The sequence below is a fragment of the Xanthomonas sp. CFBP 8445 genome, assembly GCF_025666235.1.
In the GTDB taxonomy this organism is placed as follows: domain Bacteria; phylum Pseudomonadota; class Gammaproteobacteria; order Xanthomonadales; family Xanthomonadaceae; genus Xanthomonas_A; species Xanthomonas_A indica.
Genome location: NZ_CP102594.1, coordinates 4,571,685 through 4,591,437, shown reverse-complemented (window position 1 = coordinate 4,591,437; position 19,753 = coordinate 4,571,685). Strand labels below are relative to the sequence as shown.

The 19,753-nt window shown below is 70.0% G+C and carries 19 protein-coding genes, 1 tRNA gene and 1 riboswitch; of the genes, 15 read left to right on the top strand and 5 right to left on the bottom strand.

The window, feature by feature from the left end; genetic code table 11:
• Positions 1 to 19 precede the first annotated feature (19 nt).
• Positions 20 to 2,311, bottom strand: coding sequence for a 5-methyltetrahydropteroyltriglutamate--homocysteine S-methyltransferase (gene metE / locus NUG21_RS19900; RefSeq protein ID WP_263391814.1), 2,292 nt, complete (start codon positions 2,309 to 2,311; stop codon positions 20 to 22).
• Between the two features lie 210 nt (positions 2,312 to 2,521).
• Positions 2,522 to 2,775, bottom strand: a riboswitch (cobalamin riboswitch).
• 145 nt (positions 2,776 to 2,920) lie between these two features.
• Here metE and dusA point away from each other — a divergent pair.
• The 6 genes from dusA to NUG21_RS19870 all read left to right on the top strand — a co-directional run bounded on the left by dusA (position 2,921) and on the right by NUG21_RS19870 (position 9,977).
• Positions 2,921 to 3,940, top strand: a complete 1,020-nt coding sequence (gene dusA, locus NUG21_RS19895) for a tRNA dihydrouridine(20/20a) synthase DusA (RefSeq protein WP_263391813.1) — start codon at positions 2,921 to 2,923, stop codon at positions 3,938 to 3,940.
• Between the two features lie 424 nt (positions 3,941 to 4,364).
• Positions 4,365 to 4,748, top strand: coding sequence for a hypothetical protein (locus NUG21_RS19890; RefSeq protein ID WP_184502809.1), 384 nt, complete (start codon positions 4,365 to 4,367; stop codon positions 4,746 to 4,748).
• Positions 4,749 to 4,821: 73 nt separating this feature from the next.
• Entirely contained in the window at positions 4,822 to 5,505 is a 684-nt protein-coding gene (locus NUG21_RS19885; RefSeq protein WP_003469280.1) for a response regulator transcription factor, read from the top strand.
• Between the two features lie 82 nt (positions 5,506 to 5,587).
• On the top strand, positions 5,588 to 6,958 hold the full coding sequence (locus tag NUG21_RS19880; protein ID WP_263393127.1) for an ATP-binding protein: 1,371 nt from the start codon (positions 5,588 to 5,590) through the stop codon (positions 6,956 to 6,958).
• Between the two features lie 212 nt (positions 6,959 to 7,170).
• Positions 7,171 to 8,757: a DUF1800 domain-containing protein gene (locus NUG21_RS19875; protein ID WP_263391812.1), complete on the top strand. Its 1,587-nt coding sequence runs from the start codon at positions 7,171 to 7,173 to the stop codon at positions 8,755 to 8,757.
• A gap of 29 nt (positions 8,758 to 8,786) precedes the next feature.
• The gene (locus NUG21_RS19870) at positions 8,787 to 9,977 is read left to right on the top strand and encodes a DUF1501 domain-containing protein (protein ID WP_019796588.1); all 1,191 of its coding nucleotides are present in this window, start codon (positions 8,787 to 8,789) and stop codon (positions 9,975 to 9,977) included.
• A gap of 338 nt (positions 9,978 to 10,315) precedes the next feature.
• Here the strand turns inward: NUG21_RS19870 and NUG21_RS19865 are convergent, their stop codons facing one another.
• Together NUG21_RS19865 and NUG21_RS19860 are read right to left on the bottom strand one after the other, a co-directional pair.
• Positions 10,316 to 11,104 (bottom strand): M90 family metallopeptidase, encoded by a 789-nt coding sequence (locus NUG21_RS19865; RefSeq protein WP_263391811.1) that lies wholly within the window; start codon positions 11,102 to 11,104, stop codon positions 10,316 to 10,318.
• Positions 11,071 to 11,352, bottom strand: coding sequence for a hypothetical protein (locus NUG21_RS19860; protein ID WP_263391810.1), 282 nt, complete (start codon positions 11,350 to 11,352; stop codon positions 11,071 to 11,073). The genes NUG21_RS19865 and NUG21_RS19860 overlap by 34 nt, the downstream gene beginning before the upstream one ends.
• 142 nt (positions 11,353 to 11,494) lie before the next feature.
• On the opposite strand from NUG21_RS19860, the gene birA reads away from it, so the two are divergent.
• From birA to NUG21_RS19840, 4 genes are all read left to right on the top strand, one after another.
• On the top strand, positions 11,495 to 12,472 hold the full coding sequence (birA, locus tag NUG21_RS19855) for a bifunctional biotin--[acetyl-CoA-carboxylase] ligase/biotin operon repressor BirA (RefSeq protein ID WP_263391809.1): 978 nt from the start codon (positions 11,495 to 11,497) through the stop codon (positions 12,470 to 12,472).
• Positions 12,469 to 13,206, top strand: coding sequence for a type III pantothenate kinase (locus tag NUG21_RS19850; protein ID WP_263391808.1), 738 nt, complete (start codon positions 12,469 to 12,471; stop codon positions 13,204 to 13,206). Before birA ends, NUG21_RS19850 begins: the two co-directional genes overlap by 4 nt.
• Before the next feature lie 97 nt (positions 13,207 to 13,303).
• Complete coding sequence (locus NUG21_RS19845) at positions 13,304 to 14,146, top strand: SPOR domain-containing protein (RefSeq protein ID WP_263391807.1); 843 nt, start codon at positions 13,304 to 13,306, stop codon at positions 14,144 to 14,146.
• A 104-nt stretch (positions 14,147 to 14,250) separates the two neighbouring features.
• Positions 14,251 to 14,326: transfer RNA gene (locus NUG21_RS19840), tRNA-Thr, on the top strand.
• 263 nt (positions 14,327 to 14,589) lie between these two features.
• On the opposite strand, the gene NUG21_RS19835 is transcribed toward NUG21_RS19840, so the two are convergent.
• A complete protein-coding gene (locus tag NUG21_RS19835; RefSeq protein ID WP_263391806.1) occupies positions 14,590 to 14,925 on the bottom strand; it encodes a hypothetical protein in 336 nt (111 codons plus the stop codon).
• 381 nt (positions 14,926 to 15,306) lie between these two features.
• On the opposite strand from NUG21_RS19835, the gene rocF reads away from it, so the two are divergent.
• The 4 genes from rocF (at position 15,307) to NUG21_RS19815 (ending at position 17,111) form a co-directional block, all read left to right on the top strand.
• On the top strand, positions 15,307 to 16,230 hold the full coding sequence (gene rocF / locus NUG21_RS19830; RefSeq protein WP_160946089.1) for an arginase: 924 nt from the start codon (positions 15,307 to 15,309) through the stop codon (positions 16,228 to 16,230).
• 141 nt (positions 16,231 to 16,371) lie between these two features.
• A complete protein-coding gene (locus tag NUG21_RS19825) occupies positions 16,372 to 16,524 on the top strand; it encodes an entericidin A/B family lipoprotein (RefSeq protein ID WP_010341023.1) in 153 nt (50 codons plus the stop codon).
• Between the two features lie 53 nt (positions 16,525 to 16,577).
• Positions 16,578 to 16,712 (top strand): entericidin A/B family lipoprotein, encoded by a 135-nt coding sequence (locus NUG21_RS19820; protein ID WP_010341024.1) that lies wholly within the window; start codon positions 16,578 to 16,580, stop codon positions 16,710 to 16,712.
• Positions 16,713 to 16,895: 183 nt separating this feature from the next.
• Positions 16,896 to 17,111, top strand: coding sequence for a CsbD family protein (locus NUG21_RS19815; RefSeq protein WP_010341025.1), 216 nt, complete (start codon positions 16,896 to 16,898; stop codon positions 17,109 to 17,111).
• 71 nt (positions 17,112 to 17,182) lie between these two features.
• Here NUG21_RS19815 and NUG21_RS19810 read toward each other — a convergent pair whose 3' ends face one another.
• Positions 17,183 to 18,133, bottom strand: coding sequence for a hypothetical protein (locus tag NUG21_RS19810; protein ID WP_263391805.1), 951 nt, complete (start codon positions 18,131 to 18,133; stop codon positions 17,183 to 17,185).
• A 109-nt stretch (positions 18,134 to 18,242) separates the two neighbouring features.
• Between NUG21_RS19810 and NUG21_RS19805 the strand changes: the two genes are divergently transcribed.
• Positions 18,243 to 19,535 carry a tryptophan--tRNA ligase gene (locus NUG21_RS19805; RefSeq protein ID WP_263391804.1) on the top strand — a complete coding sequence of 431 codons (1,293 nt, stop codon included), beginning with the start codon at positions 18,243 to 18,245 and terminating at the stop codon, positions 19,533 to 19,535.
• Positions 19,536 to 19,753: the final 218 nt, after the last annotated feature.

Genomic DNA, 19,753 nt, shown 5'->3' with positions numbered 1-19,753 from the left:
GGCGCCGGGCATCGCCGGATCACGCCGCCTGCGCGTGCTGATTGCGCAACTGCTGCGCCGCCGCCACCATCGCCTGCAACGCATTGCGGGTTTCCGCCCAGCCACGGGTCTTCAGGCCGCAATCCGGATTGACCCACAGTTGTTGCGGATCCAGCACCGCACGCGCCTTCTCCAGCAACTCCACCATCTCCTGCGTGCTCGGCACGCGCGGCGAGTGGATGTCGTACACGCCCGGCCCGATCGCGTTCGGGTAGCGGAAGCGCACGAAGGCATCGAGCAGCTCCATGCGCGAGCGCGAGGTCTCGATCGAGATCACGTCCGCATCCATCGCCGCCACCGCCTCGATGATGTCGTTGAACTCCGAGTAGCACATGTGGGTGTGGATCTGCGTGGCATCGCGCACGCCGGCCGCGGCGATGCGGAAGCACTGCACCGCCCAGTCCAGGTACGCCTGCCAGTCGGCGCGGCGCAACGGCAGGCCTTCGCGGATCGCCGGCTCGTCGATCTGGATCACGCCGATGCCGGCCGCCTCCAGGTCGCGCACCTCGTCGCGCAGCGCCAGCGCGATCTGCCGGCAGGTCTGCGCGCGTTCCTGGTCGTCGCGCACGAACGACCACTGCAGCACCGTCACCGGTCCGGTCAGCATGCCCTTCATCGGCCGCTCGGTCAGCGACTGCGCGTACTGGGTCCAGCGCAGCGTCATCGGCGCCGGGCGCTGCACGTCGCCGTAGATGATCGGCGGCTTGACGCAGCGCGAGCCGTAGCTCTGCACCCAGCCGTGCCGGGTGAAGGCGAAACCGTCGAGCTGCTCGCCGAAGTACTCGACCATGTCGTTGCGCTCGAACTCGCCGTGCACCAGCACGTCCAGGCCCAGCTGCTCCTGCGCACGCACGCAGCGCTCGGTTTCGGCGGCCAGGAACGCGTCGTAGGCGGCATCGTCGAGCTTGCCGGCCTTGTGCTGCGCACGCGCCTGCCGCACCTGCTCGGTCTGCGGGAACGAGCCGATGGTGGTGGTCGGATACAGCGGCAGCCGCAGCGCCGCCTGCTGCGCCTGGCGGCGCTGCGCATACGGCGACTGCCGGCGGCCGGCGTCGTCGGTCAGTGCCTCCACCCGCCGCGCCACCTCGGCGCGGTGCACGCGGGCGGAGGCGCGCCGGCTGGCCAGCGCATCGCGCGCCGCATCCAGCCCCGCCTGCGCCTGCGGCTGGTCGTCCAGCGCATCGGCCAGGGTACGCAGTTCCTGCAGCTTCTGCCTGGCGAAGGCCAGCCAGCCGACCAGTTCGCGGTCCAGCTTGGTCTCCTGCTGCAGATCCACCGGTACGTGCAGCAACGAGCAGGACGGCGCCAGCCACAGCCGCTCGCGGCCGACATGGCCGGCGGCGTAGCGGGCCAGGGTCAGCGCGTTGTCCAGCGGCGTGCGCCACACGTTGCGGCCGTTGACCAGGCCCGCCGAGAGGACGCGCCCGGCCGGCAGGGCCTGCAGCACCGCGTCCAGTTGCGCCACGCCGCGCACCAGGTCCACGTGCACGCCATCCACCGGCAGCGCCATCGCCAGTTCCAGGTTGTCGCCCAGCTCGCCGAAGTAGCTGGTCAGCAGCAGCTTCGGCCGCGGCGCCTGCGCCAGGACGTCGTAAGCGCGGCGATAGGCGGCGCGTGCGGCCTCGTCCAGATCCAGCACCAGCGCCGGTTCGTCGAGCTGCACCCACCCAGCGCCGGCCGCATGCAGGCGTTGCAGCAGTTCGGCGTACACCGGCAGCAGGCTGTCCAGCAGCGCCCAGCGGTCGCTGCCGTCCACGGTCTTGGACAGCGCCAGGAAGGTCACCGGCCCGATCAGCACCGGCCGGGTCTGGATGCCCTGCGCCTTGGCTTCCAGGAACTCCACCACCGGCTTGTCGCCGCGCAGGCGGAAGTGCTGGCGCCGCGCCAGCTCCGGCACCAGGTAGTGGTAGTTGGTGTCGAACCACTTGGTCATTTCCAGCGCGTGCAGGTCCAGGCCGTGTTCCTGCGTGCCGCGCGCCATCGCGAAATAGCCGGCCAGCGGATCGGCATCGGCCAGCGCGCGGTAGCGTTGCGGGATGGCATCGAACAGGAACGCGGTGTCGAGCATCGCGTCGTACAGGCTGAAGTCGTTGCTGGGCGGCACGTCCACCCCGGCGTCGCGCTGCAGTCGCCAGTGGCGTTGGCGCAGCTCGCGTGCGGTGTCCTGCAGTTGCGCGCCGTCGATGTCGCGGCGCCAGTAGCGTTCCAGCGCCTGCTTGAGCTCGCGCCGCGCACCGATGCGCGGGAAGCCCAGGTTGGTCACGATCGTCATGTTGCGTTTCCTCATTGCGTTCAAGGGCATTGAGGAACGAAGGAACCGCGCGCCGCGCGTCCCGTTCGCACGGACCGCCCGCCACGCCAGCGACCTTCGCCCCCGCGGGCGAACCGGTACCGCGCGGGCAGGCGGACGGCGCGGCGCGGCGCAAGGCCGGGTCGCGGTCCGGCCGCCTCCCCGCGGAGGCGCCAGGTCGAATCGGAGGACGCACGGTCCTCCGGCCGGGGCCGGTATTCGGGCTGATGGACACGCGCACCGTGCCGGCTGCGCACCTACTGTCCGTCGCTTCCCAGGCCGGCATGCGCCGGCCCAGTGCCATTGACGGAGGTCGTTTCCATTCACCGCTGCGGGGCAGCTCCGGAATGGGCAGGCGCTTGCGGCGCCGGCCGTCACCGGATTCCCGTTTAAATTCATCCCTTCATCCGAATGAAGCGATGAATACCTTCGGCGAGCGCACGATAGGCCGGATGCGGCGGCGGGTCAAGCGCCAGGGCGTTGTTGTCGGCAGATCCCGGCAGCGTTCATGGCGACGGTGTAAGCTATTGATCCCTAAGCCAATGACCTGGCGCTGCGGCCGACGGCCGGCGGCGCCCGTCCGCCGTTCCGATGACGCTTCCGCTCCCCATCTCCGACCATCCCGCGCGCTATGCGGCCTCGCTGCGCCTGTCCGTTGCCCCGATGATGGACTGGACCGACCGCCATTGCCGGGTATTCCACCGGCTGCTGGCGCCGTCGGCGCGGCTCTACACCGAGATGGTGCACGCCAATGCGGTGGTGCTGGGCGATCGCGCGCGGTTGCTGGATTTCGATGCGTCCGAGCATCCGCTTGCCTTGCAGCTCGGCGGCAGCGAGCCGGCGCTGCTGGCGCAGGCGGCGCGGATCGGCCAGGACTGGGGCTACGACGAGATCAACCTCAATTGCGGCTGTCCGTCCGACCGGGTGCAGGCCGGGCGCTTCGGTGCCTGCCTGATGCGCGAGCCGGCGCTGGTCGCCGAGTGCGTGGCGGCGATGGTCGCGGCGGTGGACATCCCGGTGACGGTGAAGTGCCGGCTGGGCGTGGACCACGACGACGACTATGCGGTGTTCCTGGCCTTCGTCGACCAGGTCGCCGCGGCCGGCTGCGGGCTGTTCGTGGTGCATGCGCGCAACGCCTGGCTGCAGGGCCTGTCGCCCAAGGAGAACCGCGAAGTGCCGCCGCTGCGCTACGACTGGGCGCACCGGCTCAAGCGCGAGCGGCCGCAGTTGCAGGTGGTGCTCAACGGCGGCCTGGCCGAGGTGGAGACGGCGCAGGCGCAATTGCAGGCGGTGGACGGGGTGATGCTGGGCCGCGCCGCCTACCACGACCCCTACGTCCTGCACCGCCTGGACGCGGCCCTGACCGGCGCGGCGCTGCGCCCGCGCGCGGAACTGCTGCGCGCGCTGCGCCCCTACGTCGAGGCGCGCTTGGCCGAGGGTCTGGCGCTCAAGCACATCACCCGGCACCTGCTCGGCCTGTTCCACGGCCAGCCCGGCGGCCGTGCCTTTCGCCAGGTGCTCAGCGAAGGGGCGCACCGGCCGGGTGCGGACTGGATGCTGCTGGAGCGGGCGTTGGCGGTCACCGAAGGGGCGGCGCGCGCGGCGGCCTGACCTGTCCAGCGGGCGCTCAGCCGGAACCCCGGGACGCGTTTGCCCTGCTCGGCGGCCGATCGCAGTCGTCTCCTCATGGATGCGCCGGGAGCGGCGCAGGCCTCATCAGCGATGGACTTGTCTCCCGCTCCCTGCATCTCGTTCAGGGATTCCGTTCAGGATATTGCGGCTAGTCTCTACCCGCCGGGAGACGCCCCGAAGCACCAACCCAATGGCCTCTCCAGCCCCCTGGCGCGGCCCTTGCATTGCCCATCTGCAGGTTCATTTGACTGAATGTTGCCCGTGGCGCCCGGAAAAGTTCAGACCGGATTCACCCCGAAAAATCAAGAATTTGCCTCGATTTCTCGAGGTCGTCTTCATTCCCGAGAGGTGTCGCGCTTCACAAGTTTTGAACGTTTCCGATCAGTCCGTTAGGATGCCCGTCGTGACTTCTTCCGCTTCCCGCCACTACCGCTTTGCCGCTGTCTTCGCGCTCGCGCTGGCGTCGGTCGCGGCCGGGCATGGCCGTGCGCAGCAGCCGCCCATGCCGGGCGTGATGGCGCCGCCGGAGCGCGATGCGGGCCGCAACCGCGATTATCCCGGCAGCTCGCTGTCCGACGCGGTGCGCCGCGTGCAGCGTTCCACCGGTGGGCAGATTCTTGGTGCCGAACGCGTGCCGTTCGACGGGCGCGACATCAACCGCGTCAAGTACATGGATGGCCGCGGACGGGTACGCTATATGGACGATCCGCAGCCTGGCCGTACGGCGCCGCCGCGGGCGCCGCGCTCGGGCGAGCCTCCCGAGCCACCACGCGACGATCACCCGTGAGTCCGGATAGTTCGGTTCAGGTTCCACACACCGCCCCGGCCACCGGCCACCTGTAAGTTACTAGGGAGAGTTCATGCGTATCCTTCTGGTCGAAGACGAAGCTCCGCTGCGAGAGACCCTGGCCGCTCGCCTGAAGCGCGAAGGCTTTGCGGTGGATGCGGCGCAGGACGGCGAGGAAGGCCTGTACATGGGCCGCGAAGTGCCCTTCGACGTGGGCATCATCGATCTCGGCCTGCCGAAGATGTCGGGCATGGAGCTGATCAAGGCACTGCGCGACGAAGGCAAGAAGTTTCCGGTGCTGATCCTGACCGCGCGTTCCAGCTGGCAGGACAAGGTCGAAGGCCTCAAGCAGGGCGCCGACGACTACCTGGTCAAGCCGTTCCACGTCGAAGAGCTGCTGGCGCGCGTCAACGCGCTGCTGCGCCGCGCCGCCGGCTGGAGCAAGCCGACCCTGGAATGCGGTCCGGTCGCGCTGGACCTGGCGGCGCAGACCGTCAGCGTCAGCGGCAGCAACGTGGACCTGACCAGCTACGAGTACAAGGTGCTCGAGTACCTGATGATGCACGCCGGCGAACTGGTCTCCAAGGCCGACCTGACCGAGCACATCTACCAGCAGGATTTCGACCGCGACTCCAACGTGCTCGAAGTCTTCATCGGCCGCCTGCGCAAGAAGCTGGACCCGGACGGCGAGTTGAAGCCGATCGAGACCGTGCGCGGCCGCGGCTACCGGTTCGCGATTCCGCGCACCGAAGGCTGATCGCAGGCGCCGGCGAGCACACCGAGGAAGCGACCGCGTGGCGGCACGACCCAGGTGGTACAAGCGCTGGCGCCCGCGTTCGTTGCAGGCGCGCCAGCTGCTCGCCGCCAGCCTCAGTCTGCTGGCGTTCCTGGCTGCCGCAGGTTACGCACTGGACCAGGCCTTCGCCGACACCGCGCTGAGCAACCTGCGCGAGCGCCTGAAGAGCTACGCCACCGCCTACGCCAACAATATCGACGTCGCCCGCGACGGTTCGCTGTACATCAACAACGACAAGCCGCCGCCGGACCCGCATTTCGACCGGCCCGGCAGCGGCCTGTACGCGCAGATCGTGTTGCCCAGCGAAGGCTGGATCTCGATGTCCAGCGAAGGCCCGCTGCCGCCGCGCGGCGGCATGCTCGAACCGCGCCAGGAAACCTTCGACGGGCCCTGGCCGATGACCCAGATCGACGGCAGCGAAGGCGAGGTCTACCGCTACGGCATCGGCCTGGCCTACGTGCGCCGCGACAAGGAAACCCCGGTCACCATCTACATCATGGAGGACACCCGCGCGCTGGGCGCGCAGCTGCGCGTGTTCCGCGGCCGGGTGTGGTTCAACCTCGGCGGCGCCGGCCTGATCCTGCTGGTGCTGCAGGCCTTCATCCTGCAGTGGAGCCTGCGCCCGCTGCGGCGGGTGATCAACGAACTGACCAAGGTGCAGCGCGGCGAAGCGGTGCGCATGGGCGATCGCCATCCGCGCGAGCTGGAACCGCTCACCGACAGCATCAACGCCTTCATCGAGAGCGAGCGCGAGAACCTGGACCGCCAGCGCAACACCCTGGCCGACCTGGCGCACAGCCTGAAGACGCCGTTGGCGGTGCTGCGCACCCAGCTCGACAGCGGCGCGCAAGGGCCGGAGCTGCGCGAAGAGCTGGACGTGCAGCTGCGGCGCATGAACAACCTGGTGTCCTACCAGTTGGCCCGCGCCGCTTCCAGCGGCCACAAGCTGTTCGCCGCGCCGCTGCCGATCGAGCCCAACGCCGAAGAGATCGTGCGCGGCCTGGAGAAGGTCTACGCGGCCAAGGGCGTGCTGTGCGAGTTCGACATCGAGCCGAGCGCGCGCTTCCATGGCGAACCCGGCGACCTGCAGGAACTGCTCGGCAACCTGCTGGAGAACGCGTTCAAGTGGGCGCGCCGGCGCGTGCTGCTGAGCGTGCGCCCGGAACCGGCCGCCGGCAGCCGCCGCGCCGGCCTGATCATCGCGGTGGAGGACGACGGCCCCGGCATCGCGCCGGAGGAAGTGGCGCACATCCTGCAGCGCGGCGTGCGCGGCGACGAGCGCGTGCACGGCCACGGCATCGGCCTGGCGATCGTGCAGGACCTGGTCAAGGGCTACCGCGGCGAACTGCAGGTCAGCCGCTCCGAGGAACTGGGCGGGGCGCGCTTCCTGGTCACCTTGCCGCCGGGGTTGTAGGCGCAGCGACGCCTCGGCGCCGGTCGGGGATCGGCATCCCGCTGCGCCCTGCCAACCGCGCCGGGCTCACCTGGGCCAGCACCGCTGCACCGCAGCAGCAGGTGAATCCCGTGCAAATGCCTGCGGCCTTTCCGACAGTGGCTTAACGCGACCGGCGTCCAGCTGGCGATACTGCGCCGGTCTTCACGCCGCTTTTCGTCCAGGAGCCCCGCATGTCCGCATCCCGGCATCGTCCTGCAGCAACGCGTCTGCGCGTGCGCGGCCGGCGTGTGTTGCGCAACACCCAGCGGCTGCTGTTGTCGCTGCTGCTGGTGCTGTTCACCGTTGGCGCCATCGCCGCCACCGACAAGGTGATCAAGCGCGACGACGCGCGCTGGCTGCAGTCGATGACCATCGGTCTGGACAGCGCCAGCGTGGCGCAGTTCGAGCGCGACGGACGCAAGCGCTTCCTGCGCGAGCAACTGCAGGCCGACGCCGCCGGCGATGCCGCCTTGCCGGCGCCGGTGCGCGCGCAACTGGATGGCTACGCGGCGTTGCATACGCCAGTGCAGGAACTGCTCAAGCAGCAGGCTGCCGCACAGCAGGCGATCAAGGCCATGCCGGACGGCGACGCCAAGGTGGCGGCGAAGAAGGCCGCGCAGCAGCGCGCCGACCTGTTGTTGAACCAGGCACGCCAGGCGCAGTTGCTGCGCGCCATCTACGCGCCGGACCAGCTGCGCGAGCAGATGGTGTGGTTCTGGCTCAACCATTTCAGCGTGTTCGCCGACAAGGGTCGCCTGCGCTGGACCGTGGCCGACTACGCCGACAACGCGATCCGCCCGCACGCGCTGGGCAAGTTCTCCGACCTGGTGATGGCGACGCTGCAGAGCCCGGCGATGCTGGAGTACCTGGACAACGCGCAGAACGCCAAGGGCAAGGTCAACGAGAACTACGCGCGCGAGCTGATGGAGCTGCACACCCTCGGCGTCGATGCCGGCTACACGCAGAAGGACGTGCAGCAACTGGCGCTGATCCTCACCGGCGTCGGCATCGCGCCGGTCGACCGCGACGGGCCGCCAAAGCTGCCGCCGGCGCTGCAAGGGCAGTATCTGCGCCGCGGCGCGTTCGAGTTCAACCCCGCCCGGCACCAGCCCGGCGACAAGACCCTGCTCGGTCAGCGGATCGCCGGCGGCGGTTTCGACGAGGTCGAGCGCGCGGTGCAGCTGATCGTGCGCCAGCCGGCGTGCGCGCACTTTATCTCGCGGCAGCTGGCCGACTACTTCGTCGCCGACGACCCGCCGCCGGCGCTGGTGGAGAAGATGGCGCGCACCTTCCAGCGCAGCGATGGCGACATCGCTGCGGTGCTGCAGGTGATGTTCACCGCGCCGGAGATGGCCGCCGGCGCGCCGCACAAATTCAAGGATCCGTACCGGTTCCTGGTCTCGGCGCTGCGCCTGGCCTACGACGGGCAGACCATCGTCAATCCGCAACCGCTGCTGGGCTGGTTGAACCAGATGGGCGAGCCGAGCTTCGGACGCATCACCCCCGACGGCTGGTCGCTGCAATCCAGCGCCTGGAACAGTTCCGGGCAGATGGCGCAGCGCTTCGAGATCGCCCGCGCGATCGGCAACGGCAATACCCAGCTGTTCACCGTCGACGGCCAGCAGCGCGGCGGTTTTCCGCAACTGAGCACCCCGCTGTACTACCACGCGATCGAGCCGCAACTGAGCGACGCCACGCGCCAGGCGCTGGCGCAGGCGCGCTCGCAGCAGGAGTGGAACGGCTACCTGCTGGCATCCCCCGACTTCAACTACCGCTGACTGCGGCCTTCGCCGCACGGAGATCCGTCATGCACCGTCGCCGCTTCCTGCTCGCGTCCGCCGCCGCCGCGGCGAGCCTGCCGTTCGCCGGGCGCCTGTTCGCCGCGCCTGCGCCGTCGCCGCGCCTGTTGGTGGTGTTCCTGCGCGGCGGCTACGACTGCAACAACCTGCTGGTGCCCTACGCCAGCGATTTCTACTACGCCTCGCGGCCGAGCTTGGCGATCGCCAAGCCGGATCCGGCCAATCCCAACAGCGCCATTGCGCTGGATACGCAGTGGGGCCTGAACCCGCGGCTGCGCGACACGCTGCTGCCGTTGTGGAACGACAAGCAACTGGCGTTCGTGCCGTTCGCCGGCACCGACGACCTGTCGCGCAGCCACTTCGAGACCCAGGACAGCATCGAGGCCGGGCAGCCGGCCGGGCAACGCAGCGACTATCGTACCGGCTTCCTGGCGCGGCTGTCGCAAGTCGCCACCGGCACACCGTCGATCGCCTTCACCGATTCGCTGCCGCTGAGTTTCCAGGGCGGCGGCGACATTCCCAATCTCTCGCTCAAGCGCAATCCGACCCCGGCCTTCGACCAACGCCAGGCCGATATCCTCGCCGGCATGTACCACGGCACGCAGTTGGCCAGCGCCGCGCACGACGGCCTGGCGCTGCGCCAGCAGGTCTCGCAGGCCCTGCGCGACGAAATGCAGCAGGCCAACCGCGGCGCCGCCAGCGCGCGCACCTTCGCCGACGAAACCCGCCGCATCGCCACGCTGATGCGTGAGCGCTACCGGCTCGGCTTCGTCGATGTCGGCGGCTGGGACACGCACGTCAACCAGGGCAGCACCGATGGCGCGCTGGCCAACAACCTGGCCAACCTGTCCGAGGGCCTGTCGGCCTATGCCGAGGCGCTGGGGCCGGAGTGGCGCAATACCGTGGTGGTGGTGCTGTCCGAGTTCGGCCGCACCTTCCGCGAGAACGGCGACAAGGGCACCGACCACGGCCACGGCACCACGTACTGGGTGCTGGGCGGCGGGGTCAACGGCGGTCGCATCGCCGGCGAGCAGGTGGCGGTGAGCAAGGACAAGTTGTTCCAGGACCGCGACTACCCGGTACTGACCAACTACCGCGACATGTTCGCCGGCCTGCTCGGCCGCATGTGGGGCCTGTCGCCGACGCAGCTGCAGAAGGTATTCCCGCAGGCGCATGCGCGGGATTTGAAGTTGGTGTGATGCGTTCTTCGCGGCGAAGGTCACCTCATGGTCATTCGGGACACGTCCCGTAGGAGCGGCTTCAGCCGCGACAGGATGTCCCCGGTGAAGCGCGTCGCGACTGAAGCCGCTCCGACGGTGCGCCTTGCGTCCGGGGCAAGCGTGACGGATGCGGCCTCTGTGCCCTGAAAGTCGCTCTCACAGCTGCAGCCTGCAGCCTGCATGGTAGGTGCACTGTGGGAGGGACTTCAGCCCCGACGCTGTCCGCCCTCGGCTCCCGTACCGCGTGCTGCATCGCAATCATCGCGGCGAAGACCGTTCCTTGTCACTGACGCAATGCCTGGAGACGCGATCGCGGCTTAGCCGGTAGCAAACGGCGACGGCCCATAGAACCGCACCAGATGCGCGGCCACCTCGGGCATCTCGCGCTGCAGGCGCTCCGGCGCGGAGAAGTGGTATTCGCTGACCACGGCGAAGAACTCTTCCGGCGCTTCGGCGGCGTAGGCATCGATCTCGCTGGCGCGGCCGCGGTCCACGCGTGCGCAGAAGGCGTCGTAGCTGCGCTGGAAATCGTCGGCCCATTGCCGCTGCCAGGCGCGCGGCAGCAGCGGCGTGCCGTCCAGGACGCCGTCGAGCACGTCGAGCTTGTGCGCCATCTCGTGCACGGCCACGCAGTAGCCTGCACGCGGATCGTCCAGGTCGGCCTGCACGTCGGCCCAGGACAGGACCAACGGGCCGCTGTCCCAGGATTCGCCGATCAACTCGTCTTCCCACTCGTGCAGGACGCCGGCCGCGTCGACATGGCTGCGCTGCACGCGGAACGCGTCCGGGTAGACCAGCAACTGCGACCAGCCGCTCATGCCGCCGACGCCGTACTCCAGCAGCGGTAGGCAGCACAGGGCGGCAAGCAAACCGCACTGCCGGGCATCCAGCTGCAGGCCGCCCAGCGGCGAGATGGTCTTGCGGTGCAGGAATGCGCTGGCCAGCGCGCGCAGCCGCTGTTCGCGCGGCGCATCCAGGGCGGCGACCCAGGCGCAGTCGCGGCGCACGGCGTGCCAGGTCGCGTCATCGATGGCGGCGGGCGTGGGCCACAGCCCGCGCAGCCAGCGTGGAATCAGCGGAACATCCCCGGCAGGAAGCTGTGCCACTTCGGCATGCGCATGCGCGGCACTAGGTCGCTGTCGCTGCCGCCGCCCGTGGTGGTCGAGGTCGGCTTGCCGGTGGAGGCGGGCGCATGCGTCGTCGGCGGACGCGTCGGCGTGCTGTCGGCATCGGCCGCCTCGCCGTAGGTGCAGTCGGTGTGCGGCTTCTCCGCCAGCACGTTGGACGCGTGGGCGGCAGCCAGTGGCAGCAGCAACAGGAGCAGGCAGGACAGGGAACGGCGCATCGTCGGCATCCAGGGCGAGCGGCGGTGAATCCCGATTCTAACGCGGTTTTCACCCGCTGCAGGACCCGGCCCTGGGCGCCCGGAGGGCGTTGCCGCATACTTTTCGGTTTACGAGGTCGCGCCGTTGCGCGCCCGGGGGCGAAACGAGGCGATGGAACCGGCGTTGGACGAGCGCGAACTGTTGGCCAGGCTCAGCCAGGGCCCCGTGTCCGGCGATGCCCTGGCGCGCGCCTGCGGCTTGACCCGGGCGGCGGTATGGAAGCGCATTCAGGCGCTGCGCGCGGCCGGGGTGGAGATCGAGGGCCGGGCCGGCGAGGGCTATGGCCTGGCGCGGCCGCTGGAACTGCTCGACGCCGTGGCGATCCGGGCCGGGCTGAGCGGGCAGGCCCGCACCGAGCTGGCCGGGCTGGAGGTCGCCTGGAGCCTGGTCTCCAGCAACACCACCCTGCTGCAGCGGCCGGCGCCGGCGCAGGGCAGCGAGGTCCTGCTGGCCGAGCGCCAGACCGGCGGGCGCGGCCGTCGCGGCCGGGTCTGGGCCTCGCCGCTGGCGGCGCACCTCTACCTGTCGGTGGCGCGCAGCTTCCAGGGCGGGCTGGGCCGGCTGGGCGGCCTGAGCCTGGCGGCCGGCGTGGCGGTGGCCGAAGCCCTGCGTGCGGCCGGCTTCGCGACGGTCGGGCTGAAGTGGCCAAACGATTTGCTGGCCGACGGGCGCAAGCTGGGCGGCCTGCTGGTGGAAGGCGGCGGCGAGTTCGCCGGGCCGGCGCGGGCGGTGATCGGCCTGGGCCTGAACGTGGCGATGCCATTGGCCAGCGCCGCGGACATCGACCAACCGTGGACCGACCTGACCCGCCTGGCCGGTGGCGCAGTGTCGCGCAACGCGATCGCCGCGGCGGTGCTGTCGCACCTGTTGCCGGCGCTGGCGCTGTTCGACGCCGAAGGGCTGGCGCCGTTCCTGCCGCGCTACGCCGCGCTGGATCTGCTGGCCGGACGTGCGGTGCGCATCGACGATGGCGGCCAGGTGCGCGAAGGCACGGCGTTGGGGCTGGCCGAGGACGGCGCGCTGCGGGTGGCGTTCGCCGACGGCGAGCAGCCGGTGCATGCGGGCGACGTCAGCGTGAGGGCGGCATGAGCGACTGGCTGTTCGACCTGGGCAACTCGCGCTTCAAATTCGCGGCGCTGGAACATGGGCAGGTGGGCGCGGTGCAGGCCTGGCCGCATGGCGCCGAGGCCATGGACGCGGCGGCGGTGGCGGCGCTGCCGCAGGGCGGTACCGCCTACGTCGCCAGCGTCGCCGCGCCGGCCCTGACCGCCACCGTGCTGGAGGCGCTGCGCAGCCGCTTCGCGCAGGTGCAGGTGGTGCGCACCGAGGCCGTCTGCGCCGGGGTGCGGATTGCCTATGCGCGACCGCAGGCGTTCGGCGTCGATCGCTTCCTGGCCCTGCTCGCCGCACACGGCGCTGGCGACGTGCTGGTAGTGGGGGTGGGAACGGCGCTGACCGTGGACCTGCTGGACCGCGACGGCCTGCACCACGGCGGCCGCATCGCGCCGTCGCCGACCGTGATGCGCCAGGCCCTGCAGCAGAAGGCGGCGCAGCTGCCGGCCGAGGGCGGCGATTACCACGAGTTCGCCACCGACACCGCCGATGCGCTGGCCTCCGGCTGCGACGGCGCGGCAGTGGCGCTGATCGAACGCAGCCTGCAGCAGGGCGAGGCCCTGCTGGGGCGACGGCCGCGGCTGCTGCTGCATGGCGGTGGCGTGCCGCCGCTGTTGCACGCGCTGCCGCCCGCCGAGCAGCGCCCCGCGCTGGTCCTGGACGGATTGGCGCTGTGGGCGCAGGCACACGCCGCGAAAGGCGCCGCCTGAGCGGGCCGGCGCTGGCGGCTACGGCGAAGGCGCCGTGGCCGGGCGACCTTCGGCCACTGTCTCTCCCAAGCCGTACCGCACGCTCTAGAATCCGGCCATGCTCGTTCGTGCCCTGCTCGTCGTCCTGACCATCCTCAACCTCGGCGTCGCCGTGTGGTGGGCGATGCAGCCGCCGACCCCGCCATCGGCGCCGATGCCGGCCGTGCCCGCCGGGGTGGCGACCCTGCAACTGGTCAGCGAGACGCCGGCGCCGGTCGCTGCGCCTCCTGCGCCCACGGCCGCGCCAGCCCAGGCGCAGGACGATCCCGCGGTCGCCACCGGTGCGGCCGAACCGGCTCCGGCACAAACCGACGCAGCGGCGGCTCCCACGACCGCCGCGCCGGCAACCGCGCCGACACCACCCGCTGCCGCCCCTGCGCCCGCGCCCACCGAGGCTCAGGCCCGGGCCGAGCCTGCGGCCACGCCGGCCGCCGACGCGGCGGTGTGCCTGAGCGTGGGGCCGTACGCGGACCGCGAGGCGGCGCAGTCGGCCATCGCCGCGCTGGCCCCGGGCGCGCCGCGTGCGCGCCTGCGCGAGGCCGCCGACAGCGATGCCACCAGCTTCCGCGTGATCCTGCCGACCATCGGCGGCGAGGACGGCCTCAAGCAGGCCACCGAGCGCATCGTCGCCGCCGGCATCCGCGACTACTACCCGTTGCGCCAGGGCGATGCCGGCAATGCCATCGCCCTGGGCCAGTACCGCAGCCGCGAGGGCGCCGAGCGCCGCCGCCAGGAACTGGCCCGTGCCGGCTTCAACGCCGACCTGATCCCCAACGGCGGCAGCGGCCAGTCGCGCTGGTGGCTGGACCTGCGCGCCGACTCCGCGGCGCAGGCCGCGGCCCTGCGCCGCCAGCTCGGCGCCGCGCGCCAGCGCACCGTGGACTGCGCCGCGCTGCGCTAGAATGCCCCGCGCCTGCGGGTGTGCAGTGCCGCGCCGGAGGGCGTGTCGAGGCACGCGCCAGCAGGTAGACTGCCCCGGGCCCGCCCACGGGCGCCGTCCATCGTGCCGCTTTAGCTCAGTCGGTAGAGCAACTGTCTTGTAAACAGTAGGTCATCCGTTCGATTCGGATAAGCGGCACCATCTTCCGATCCGTCGGCATCCGCAGATGTCCATGGTGCGCCATCGACCCGCTGAAACAGCGGGTTTTTGCTTTCTGTCGCGTGTGCTCACGACCTCCTTGCAAGCGGCGCGATCCGCTTGGCGGATAGGTCGCGTGTGCTCACGACCTCCTTGCAAGCCGCGCGATCCGCTGGGCGGATAGCAAGCACGCAGCAGCAAACGTGCGAAGCGATCGCCGGTCAACCGACGCGCGCTTGGATCACTGTGCGCCGTTGGGAGCGGCGCTACCGGCTTTGCGGTATCAGCAATGCCTGCGCGCGCGCGGAAAGCGGGCATCCCTGCTTCTGCAAGAAGGCGATGGCCTCTCTGGTGCGCCGGAGCAGCCCGCTGTTCGCGATGAAGGTCGTCTTCGCTCCCTGGAACTCCAGCACGACGTTCTCGGTTCCCCACGCCTTCCGGTAGTCCACCCTGGCGATCTCACGGTACGGGCGGGTGCGCGTGCGCAGCACGCGATATTCCACGTGGTCTGCGTGCAGGATCAGCGTGGGGTTCAGGCTGTTGTGCGCCCACGCGAACCAGGGAAGGAATGTGAGCCCGGCGAATGCGGCCTCCAGGGTCACGATCAGGGGCCTATCCAAGTCCAAGCGATCCAGAAACGGCGGAGAAGCTTAGCCAGCCAGTGTCGTCGATGTCCAACTGCACATCCTTGGCATACGCAATGCAGGCCTCCTGCGAGCTTGCTTCGCCGCGAGATTCTGCCCGTGCTCTTTGGCGAGTAATGCGCGGCGCAGGTGCGCGATACGGCGGCCACCGCCTGGGGACTCGCGTCGGTAGCGCGGGTCCTTTCGTCTTGCATCGCCAGTGGCATGCACCGTTCGCCGAACGCTGTCACCCAGCATGGTCACCATCGCATGTGCCCGTGTCGCCTGCTGCGCCGCGGCGGGTCGTGTCATGCCGGTCCCGCTAGACTGGGCCACTTTTTTTGGCTGGAGCGTATGCGCATGAAGTCGTCTTTCTTGCCGGTGTCCCTGATCGGCGTGCCTACCGATATCGGTGCGGGTCATCGCGGTGCGCGCATGGGGCCGGAGGCGCTGCGCATTGCCGGCCTGCACGAGGCGCTGGCCAATCGTGGCGTGGAGGTGCGCGACATCGGCAATATCGACGGCCCGCGCAATCCCTGGCAGGCGCCGGTCGACGGCTATCGCCACTTGGTCGAAGTGGTGGCCTGGAACCGCGCGCTGATGGAGGCCAGCTATGCCGAGCTGCGCGACGGGCGCATGCCGATCGTGCTCGGCGGCGACCACTGCCTGGGCATCGGCTCGATCACCGCGGTGGCGCGGCATTGCCGCGAGCAGGGCCGCAAGCTGCGCGTGCTGTGGCTGGACGCGCACTCGGACTTCAACACCAGCGAGGTGACGCCCTCGGGCAACGTGCACGGCATGCCGGTGGCCTGCCTGTGCGGGCTGGGGCCGCAGGCGCTGACCGAACTCGGCGGCAGCGCGCCGGCGCTGCGGCCGGAGCAGGTGCGGCAGATCGGCATCCGTTCGGTCGATCCGGACGAGAAGCGGTTGATCAAGCAGCACCGCGTCGACGTGTACGACATGCGCTACATCGACGAGATGGGCATGAAGCGGACCATGGAGGCCGCGCTGGACGGGCTGGATGCCGACACCCACCTGCACGTCAGTTTCGACGTGGACTTCCTCGACCCCAGCATCGCCCCGGGCGTCGGCACCACCGTTCCGGGCGGCCCCAATTACCGCGAGGCGCAGCTGGTGATGGAGATGATCGCCGACAGCGGACGCATGGCCTCGCTGGACATCGTGGAGCTGAACCCGGTGCTGGACCATCGCAACCTGACCGCGGAACTGGCGGTGGACCTGGTGGAGAGCCTGTTCGGCAAATCGACGCTGATGCGCGACTGATCCGGTGGCGTCAGCCTGAATGGGCCGCCGGTTCATTCACGTGAAATCCACAGTCGTGACGGCAGATTCACCGCCAGACGGTAGCGCGGCGACGCCTATCGCCGCCCACCCGACCACCTGCGATTGCCCGAGGAAGACACGATGAAGCGACTGACCACCCTGTTGATGCTGACCCTGTTCTGCGCTGGCGTGCTGACCGGCTGCAACACCGTTGCCGGCGCCGGCAAGGACATGCAGAAGGCGGGCGAGAAGGTGGAAGACAAGGCGCAGGATTGCAGCGCTGGCAAGTGCTGAGTTTCGCGCGGCCTGCGTGCCGCGTCCCATGACCAAGTAAAGGAGTGAAACCCATGAAGCGTACATTTGCGTGGATGCTGCTGGCGATGTTCTCGGTGGGCCTGCTGTCCGGCTGCAACACCGTTGCCGGTGCCGGCAAGGACGTGCAGAAGGCGGGCGAGAAGGTCGAAGACGCTGCCAAGAACTGAGCCTGGTCTCAGTCACGAAAACGGGTCGGCTTGCCGGCCCGTTTTTTTGCGTGGCCACCGGCCATGGCGTAACGATTCACGATGCTCATGCACCGCTGACGCCGCGTTGATCGGGCTGCGACACCGGCTGCGCGATGCTGCATGACCGGCGCGCAGCGCCGTTCACACATCACGAGAGATGCCATGAACAAAGACATCATTGCCGGCAAGTGGACCCAGCTCAAGGGCAAGATCAAGGCGCAGTGGGGCGACCTGACCGACGACGATTTCGACGTCGCCGAGGGCAACACCCAGTACCTGGCCGGCAAGCTGCAGGAACGCTATGGCTGGGCGCGCGACCGCGCCGAGAAGGAAGTGCACGCCTTCCGCGACAGCCTGGGCAAGGAATACCACGACTGAGCCGCGTACCGCGGTAGCGTCGTCGACACGGGCCGCCTCGCGGCCCGTGTTTTTTTTTTGGGTGTACTGGCTCAGCGCGCCGGCGGATCCGGCACGTAGTCGCCGGGAAAGGCGTTCGGCGCGACCGCCACGCGCGGCGGCAGCAGGTCGCGCGGCAGCACGCCGCGGGCCACAAGCCGCGCGCGGCTGTCGTAGCGCACCTCGGTCCGTTGCATCGGCACGTCGCTGGCACGCTGGAACTCGGTGACGCGCGAGGGCGACCATTCGCGTGCGCCGTGGCCGGTGCCCAGACGCTGTTGCATGGCCACAGTGGCGTTGCCCTCGCGCGCATAGGCCCGGGCGTCGGCCGCCGGGGCCGCGGCGAGCGGCGCGGCCGCACTGCGCTCTGGAATGCCTGCGGCCGCTGCCGGTGCAGGCGCCGCATCCGGCGCCGGGATGCCCGGCGTTGCCGCACGCGCGGCTTCGGCGGCGAGCTTGTCGGTGTCGGTGTTCGCGTCGCTCAAGGCGGCATCGGGCCATGCGCGCGCTTCGTCGAACACCGCCATGCCGATCACGCCGACGTTGCGCGGGCGTCCGGTGCGTGCCGCGTAGCTGTCGTCCAGGTCGGTGAACACGAACTGCGCCACGTCCTCGGACGATTTGCGCCAACCGGCGATCTCGGTGCGTTGCCAGGGCGCCAGCACGTAGCCGCGCTGGTCGCTGGCCGCGGTCTGCCCGCTGATCGCGTTGACGCCGTCCACCGACAGCACCACCAGCACCCGCGCGCCGGTCAGATTGGTCAGGCGCAGCGTGTAGCGGTGGCCGGGCGTGGCCGCGATCCAGCGCTCGCCGCGCCAGGCGTGCGCGGGCAGCGGCACGCCACCGGCGTCGCGATCGATCACCTGCAACTGCACCGCCGGCGCCGGCGCCGAGGCCGGTGGCGCAGGCAATGGACGGAAGCCGCACAGCCCGCCGATGCATGACAGCGCGAAGGCGAGGGCGGCGAGGGAACGGCGGGGCAGGGACGGAGCAGGAACGTGCATCGTGGCGACTCCAGGACGGGGACGCCGGATTGAACGCCCCATGCGCCGGAACGGGGTTGTCGCGCAGCGGGTAAACTCGACGGGTTACTTCCCGGACCGTCCCTTCCGCATGACCACCCGCGTTCTCACCGGCATCACCACCTCCGGCACGCCGCACCTGGGCAACTACGTCGGCGCCATCCGTCCCGCGTTGCAGGCCAGCCGGCGCCCCGGCATCGAGAGTTTCTTCTTCCTGGCCGACCTGCACAGCCTGATCAAGGCGCAGGATCCGGCGCGCACCCAGCGCTCGACCCTGGAGATCGCGGCGACCTGGCTGGCCGCGGGCCTGGATCCGGCGCAGGTGTGGTTCTACCGCCAGTCGGACGTGCCGGAGACCAACGAGCTGACCTGGTTCCTGACCTGCGTCGCCGGCAAGGGCATCCTCAACCGCGCGCACGCCTACAAGGCGGCGGTGGACAAGAACCGCGCCGACGGCGAGGACGACGATGCCGGCGTCACCGCCGGCTTGTTCATGTACCCGGTGCTGATGGCCGCCGACATCCTGCTGTTCAAGGCGCAGCAGGTGCCGGTGGGCCGCGACCAGATCCAGCACATCGAAATGGCGCGCGACTTCGCGCAGCGCTTCAACCACGTTTACGGCCGCGACCACTTCGTCCTGCCCGATGCGCTGATCGACGAGCAGGTGGCGACGCTGCCCGGGTTGGACGGGCGCAAGATGAGCAAGAGCTACGACAACACCATTCCGCTGTTCGCCCCGCGCGAGGAGCTGAAGAAGCGGGTGTTCGCCATCGTCACCGATTCGCGCGCGCCCGGCGAGCCGAAGGACACTGAGGGCTCGGCCCTGTTCCAGCTGTACCAGGCCTTCGCCAGCGCCGAGGAAACGGCTGCGTTCGCGCAGGCGTTCGCCGCCGGCATCGGCTGGGGCGAGGCCAAGCAGCAGTTGTTCGAGCGCATCGAGGCCGAGATCGCGCCGATGCGGGTGCGCTACGAGGCGCTGATGGCGCGCCCGCAGGACATCGAGGCGATGCTGCGCGACAACGCGCAGCGCCTGCGCGAACGCTATGCGATCCCGTTCCTGGCCGAGCTGCGGCACGCGGTGGGCCTGCGCGATCTGGCGGCGCAGGCCGGCGGCGGCGCCGACACGGCGACGGCCAAGCAGGCGCTGCCGAGCTTCAAGCAGTACCGCGAGGCCGACGGCCAGTTCTACTTCAAGCTGCTCGATGGCGAGGGCACGTTGCTGTTGCAGAGCGGCGGCTTCGCCTCGCCACGCGATGCCGGGCAGACCATCGCCGCGCTCAAGCAGGCCACGCAGGCCGATGCGCTGCAGGCGGCACCGGTGACCCTGGCCGCGCCGGCCGAGACGGTGCTGGCGGCGCTGGCGCGGTTGCGCGAGGCAGGCTGAGCACACGCAGCGGTTCCTACGGACAAATGACGCGTTCTATTGCGACATCCGCAGCGCGTGTGTTTGCTGGTCGCATGCAGTCGGGACTGAAGTCCCTCCCACAAACCGCGCCTACAGTCGTCTGGGCCGTTACGTCATTCGTCCTCATCCGGTCCTTGCCGCGCAGCACTGGCAGCGCCCTCCATACCGCCTAGAATGGAGCCTCGCCCAGCCACGCT

Bases quoted from the DNA above. Each gene is read 5' to 3' on its own strand.
- metE (WP_263391814.1), bottom strand. From the start codon at position 2,311: ATGACGATCGTGACCAACCTGGGCTTCCCGCGCATCGGTGCGCGGCGC.
- dusA (WP_263391813.1), top strand. From the start codon at position 2,921: ATGACGCTTCCGCTCCCCATCTCCGACCATCCCGCGCGCTATGCGGCC.
- NUG21_RS19885 (WP_003469280.1), top strand. From the start codon at position 4,822: ATGCGTATCCTTCTGGTCGAAGACGAAGCTCCGCTGCGAGAGACCCTG.
- NUG21_RS19875 (WP_263391812.1), top strand. From the start codon at position 7,171: ATGTCCGCATCCCGGCATCGTCCTGCAGCAACGCGTCTGCGCGTGCGC.
- NUG21_RS19870 (WP_019796588.1), top strand. From the start codon at position 8,787: ATGCACCGTCGCCGCTTCCTGCTCGCGTCCGCCGCCGCCGCGGCGAGC.
- NUG21_RS19860 (WP_263391810.1), bottom strand. From the start codon at position 11,352: ATGCCGACGATGCGCCGTTCCCTGTCCTGCCTGCTCCTGTTGCTGCTG.
- birA (WP_263391809.1), top strand. From the start codon at position 11,495: ATGGAACCGGCGTTGGACGAGCGCGAACTGTTGGCCAGGCTCAGCCAG.
- NUG21_RS19850 (WP_263391808.1), top strand. From the start codon at position 12,469: ATGAGCGACTGGCTGTTCGACCTGGGCAACTCGCGCTTCAAATTCGCG.
- NUG21_RS19845 (WP_263391807.1), top strand. From the start codon at position 13,304: ATGCTCGTTCGTGCCCTGCTCGTCGTCCTGACCATCCTCAACCTCGGC.
- rocF (WP_160946089.1), top strand. From the start codon at position 15,307: ATGAAGTCGTCTTTCTTGCCGGTGTCCCTGATCGGCGTGCCTACCGAT.
- NUG21_RS19825 (WP_010341023.1), top strand. From the start codon at position 16,372: ATGAAGCGACTGACCACCCTGTTGATGCTGACCCTGTTCTGCGCTGGC.
- NUG21_RS19820 (WP_010341024.1), top strand. From the start codon at position 16,578: ATGAAGCGTACATTTGCGTGGATGCTGCTGGCGATGTTCTCGGTGGGC.
- NUG21_RS19815 (WP_010341025.1), top strand. From the start codon at position 16,896: ATGAACAAAGACATCATTGCCGGCAAGTGGACCCAGCTCAAGGGCAAG.
- NUG21_RS19810 (WP_263391805.1), bottom strand. From the start codon at position 18,133: ATGCACGTTCCTGCTCCGTCCCTGCCCCGCCGTTCCCTCGCCGCCCTC.
- NUG21_RS19805 (WP_263391804.1), top strand. From the start codon at position 18,243: ATGACCACCCGCGTTCTCACCGGCATCACCACCTCCGGCACGCCGCAC.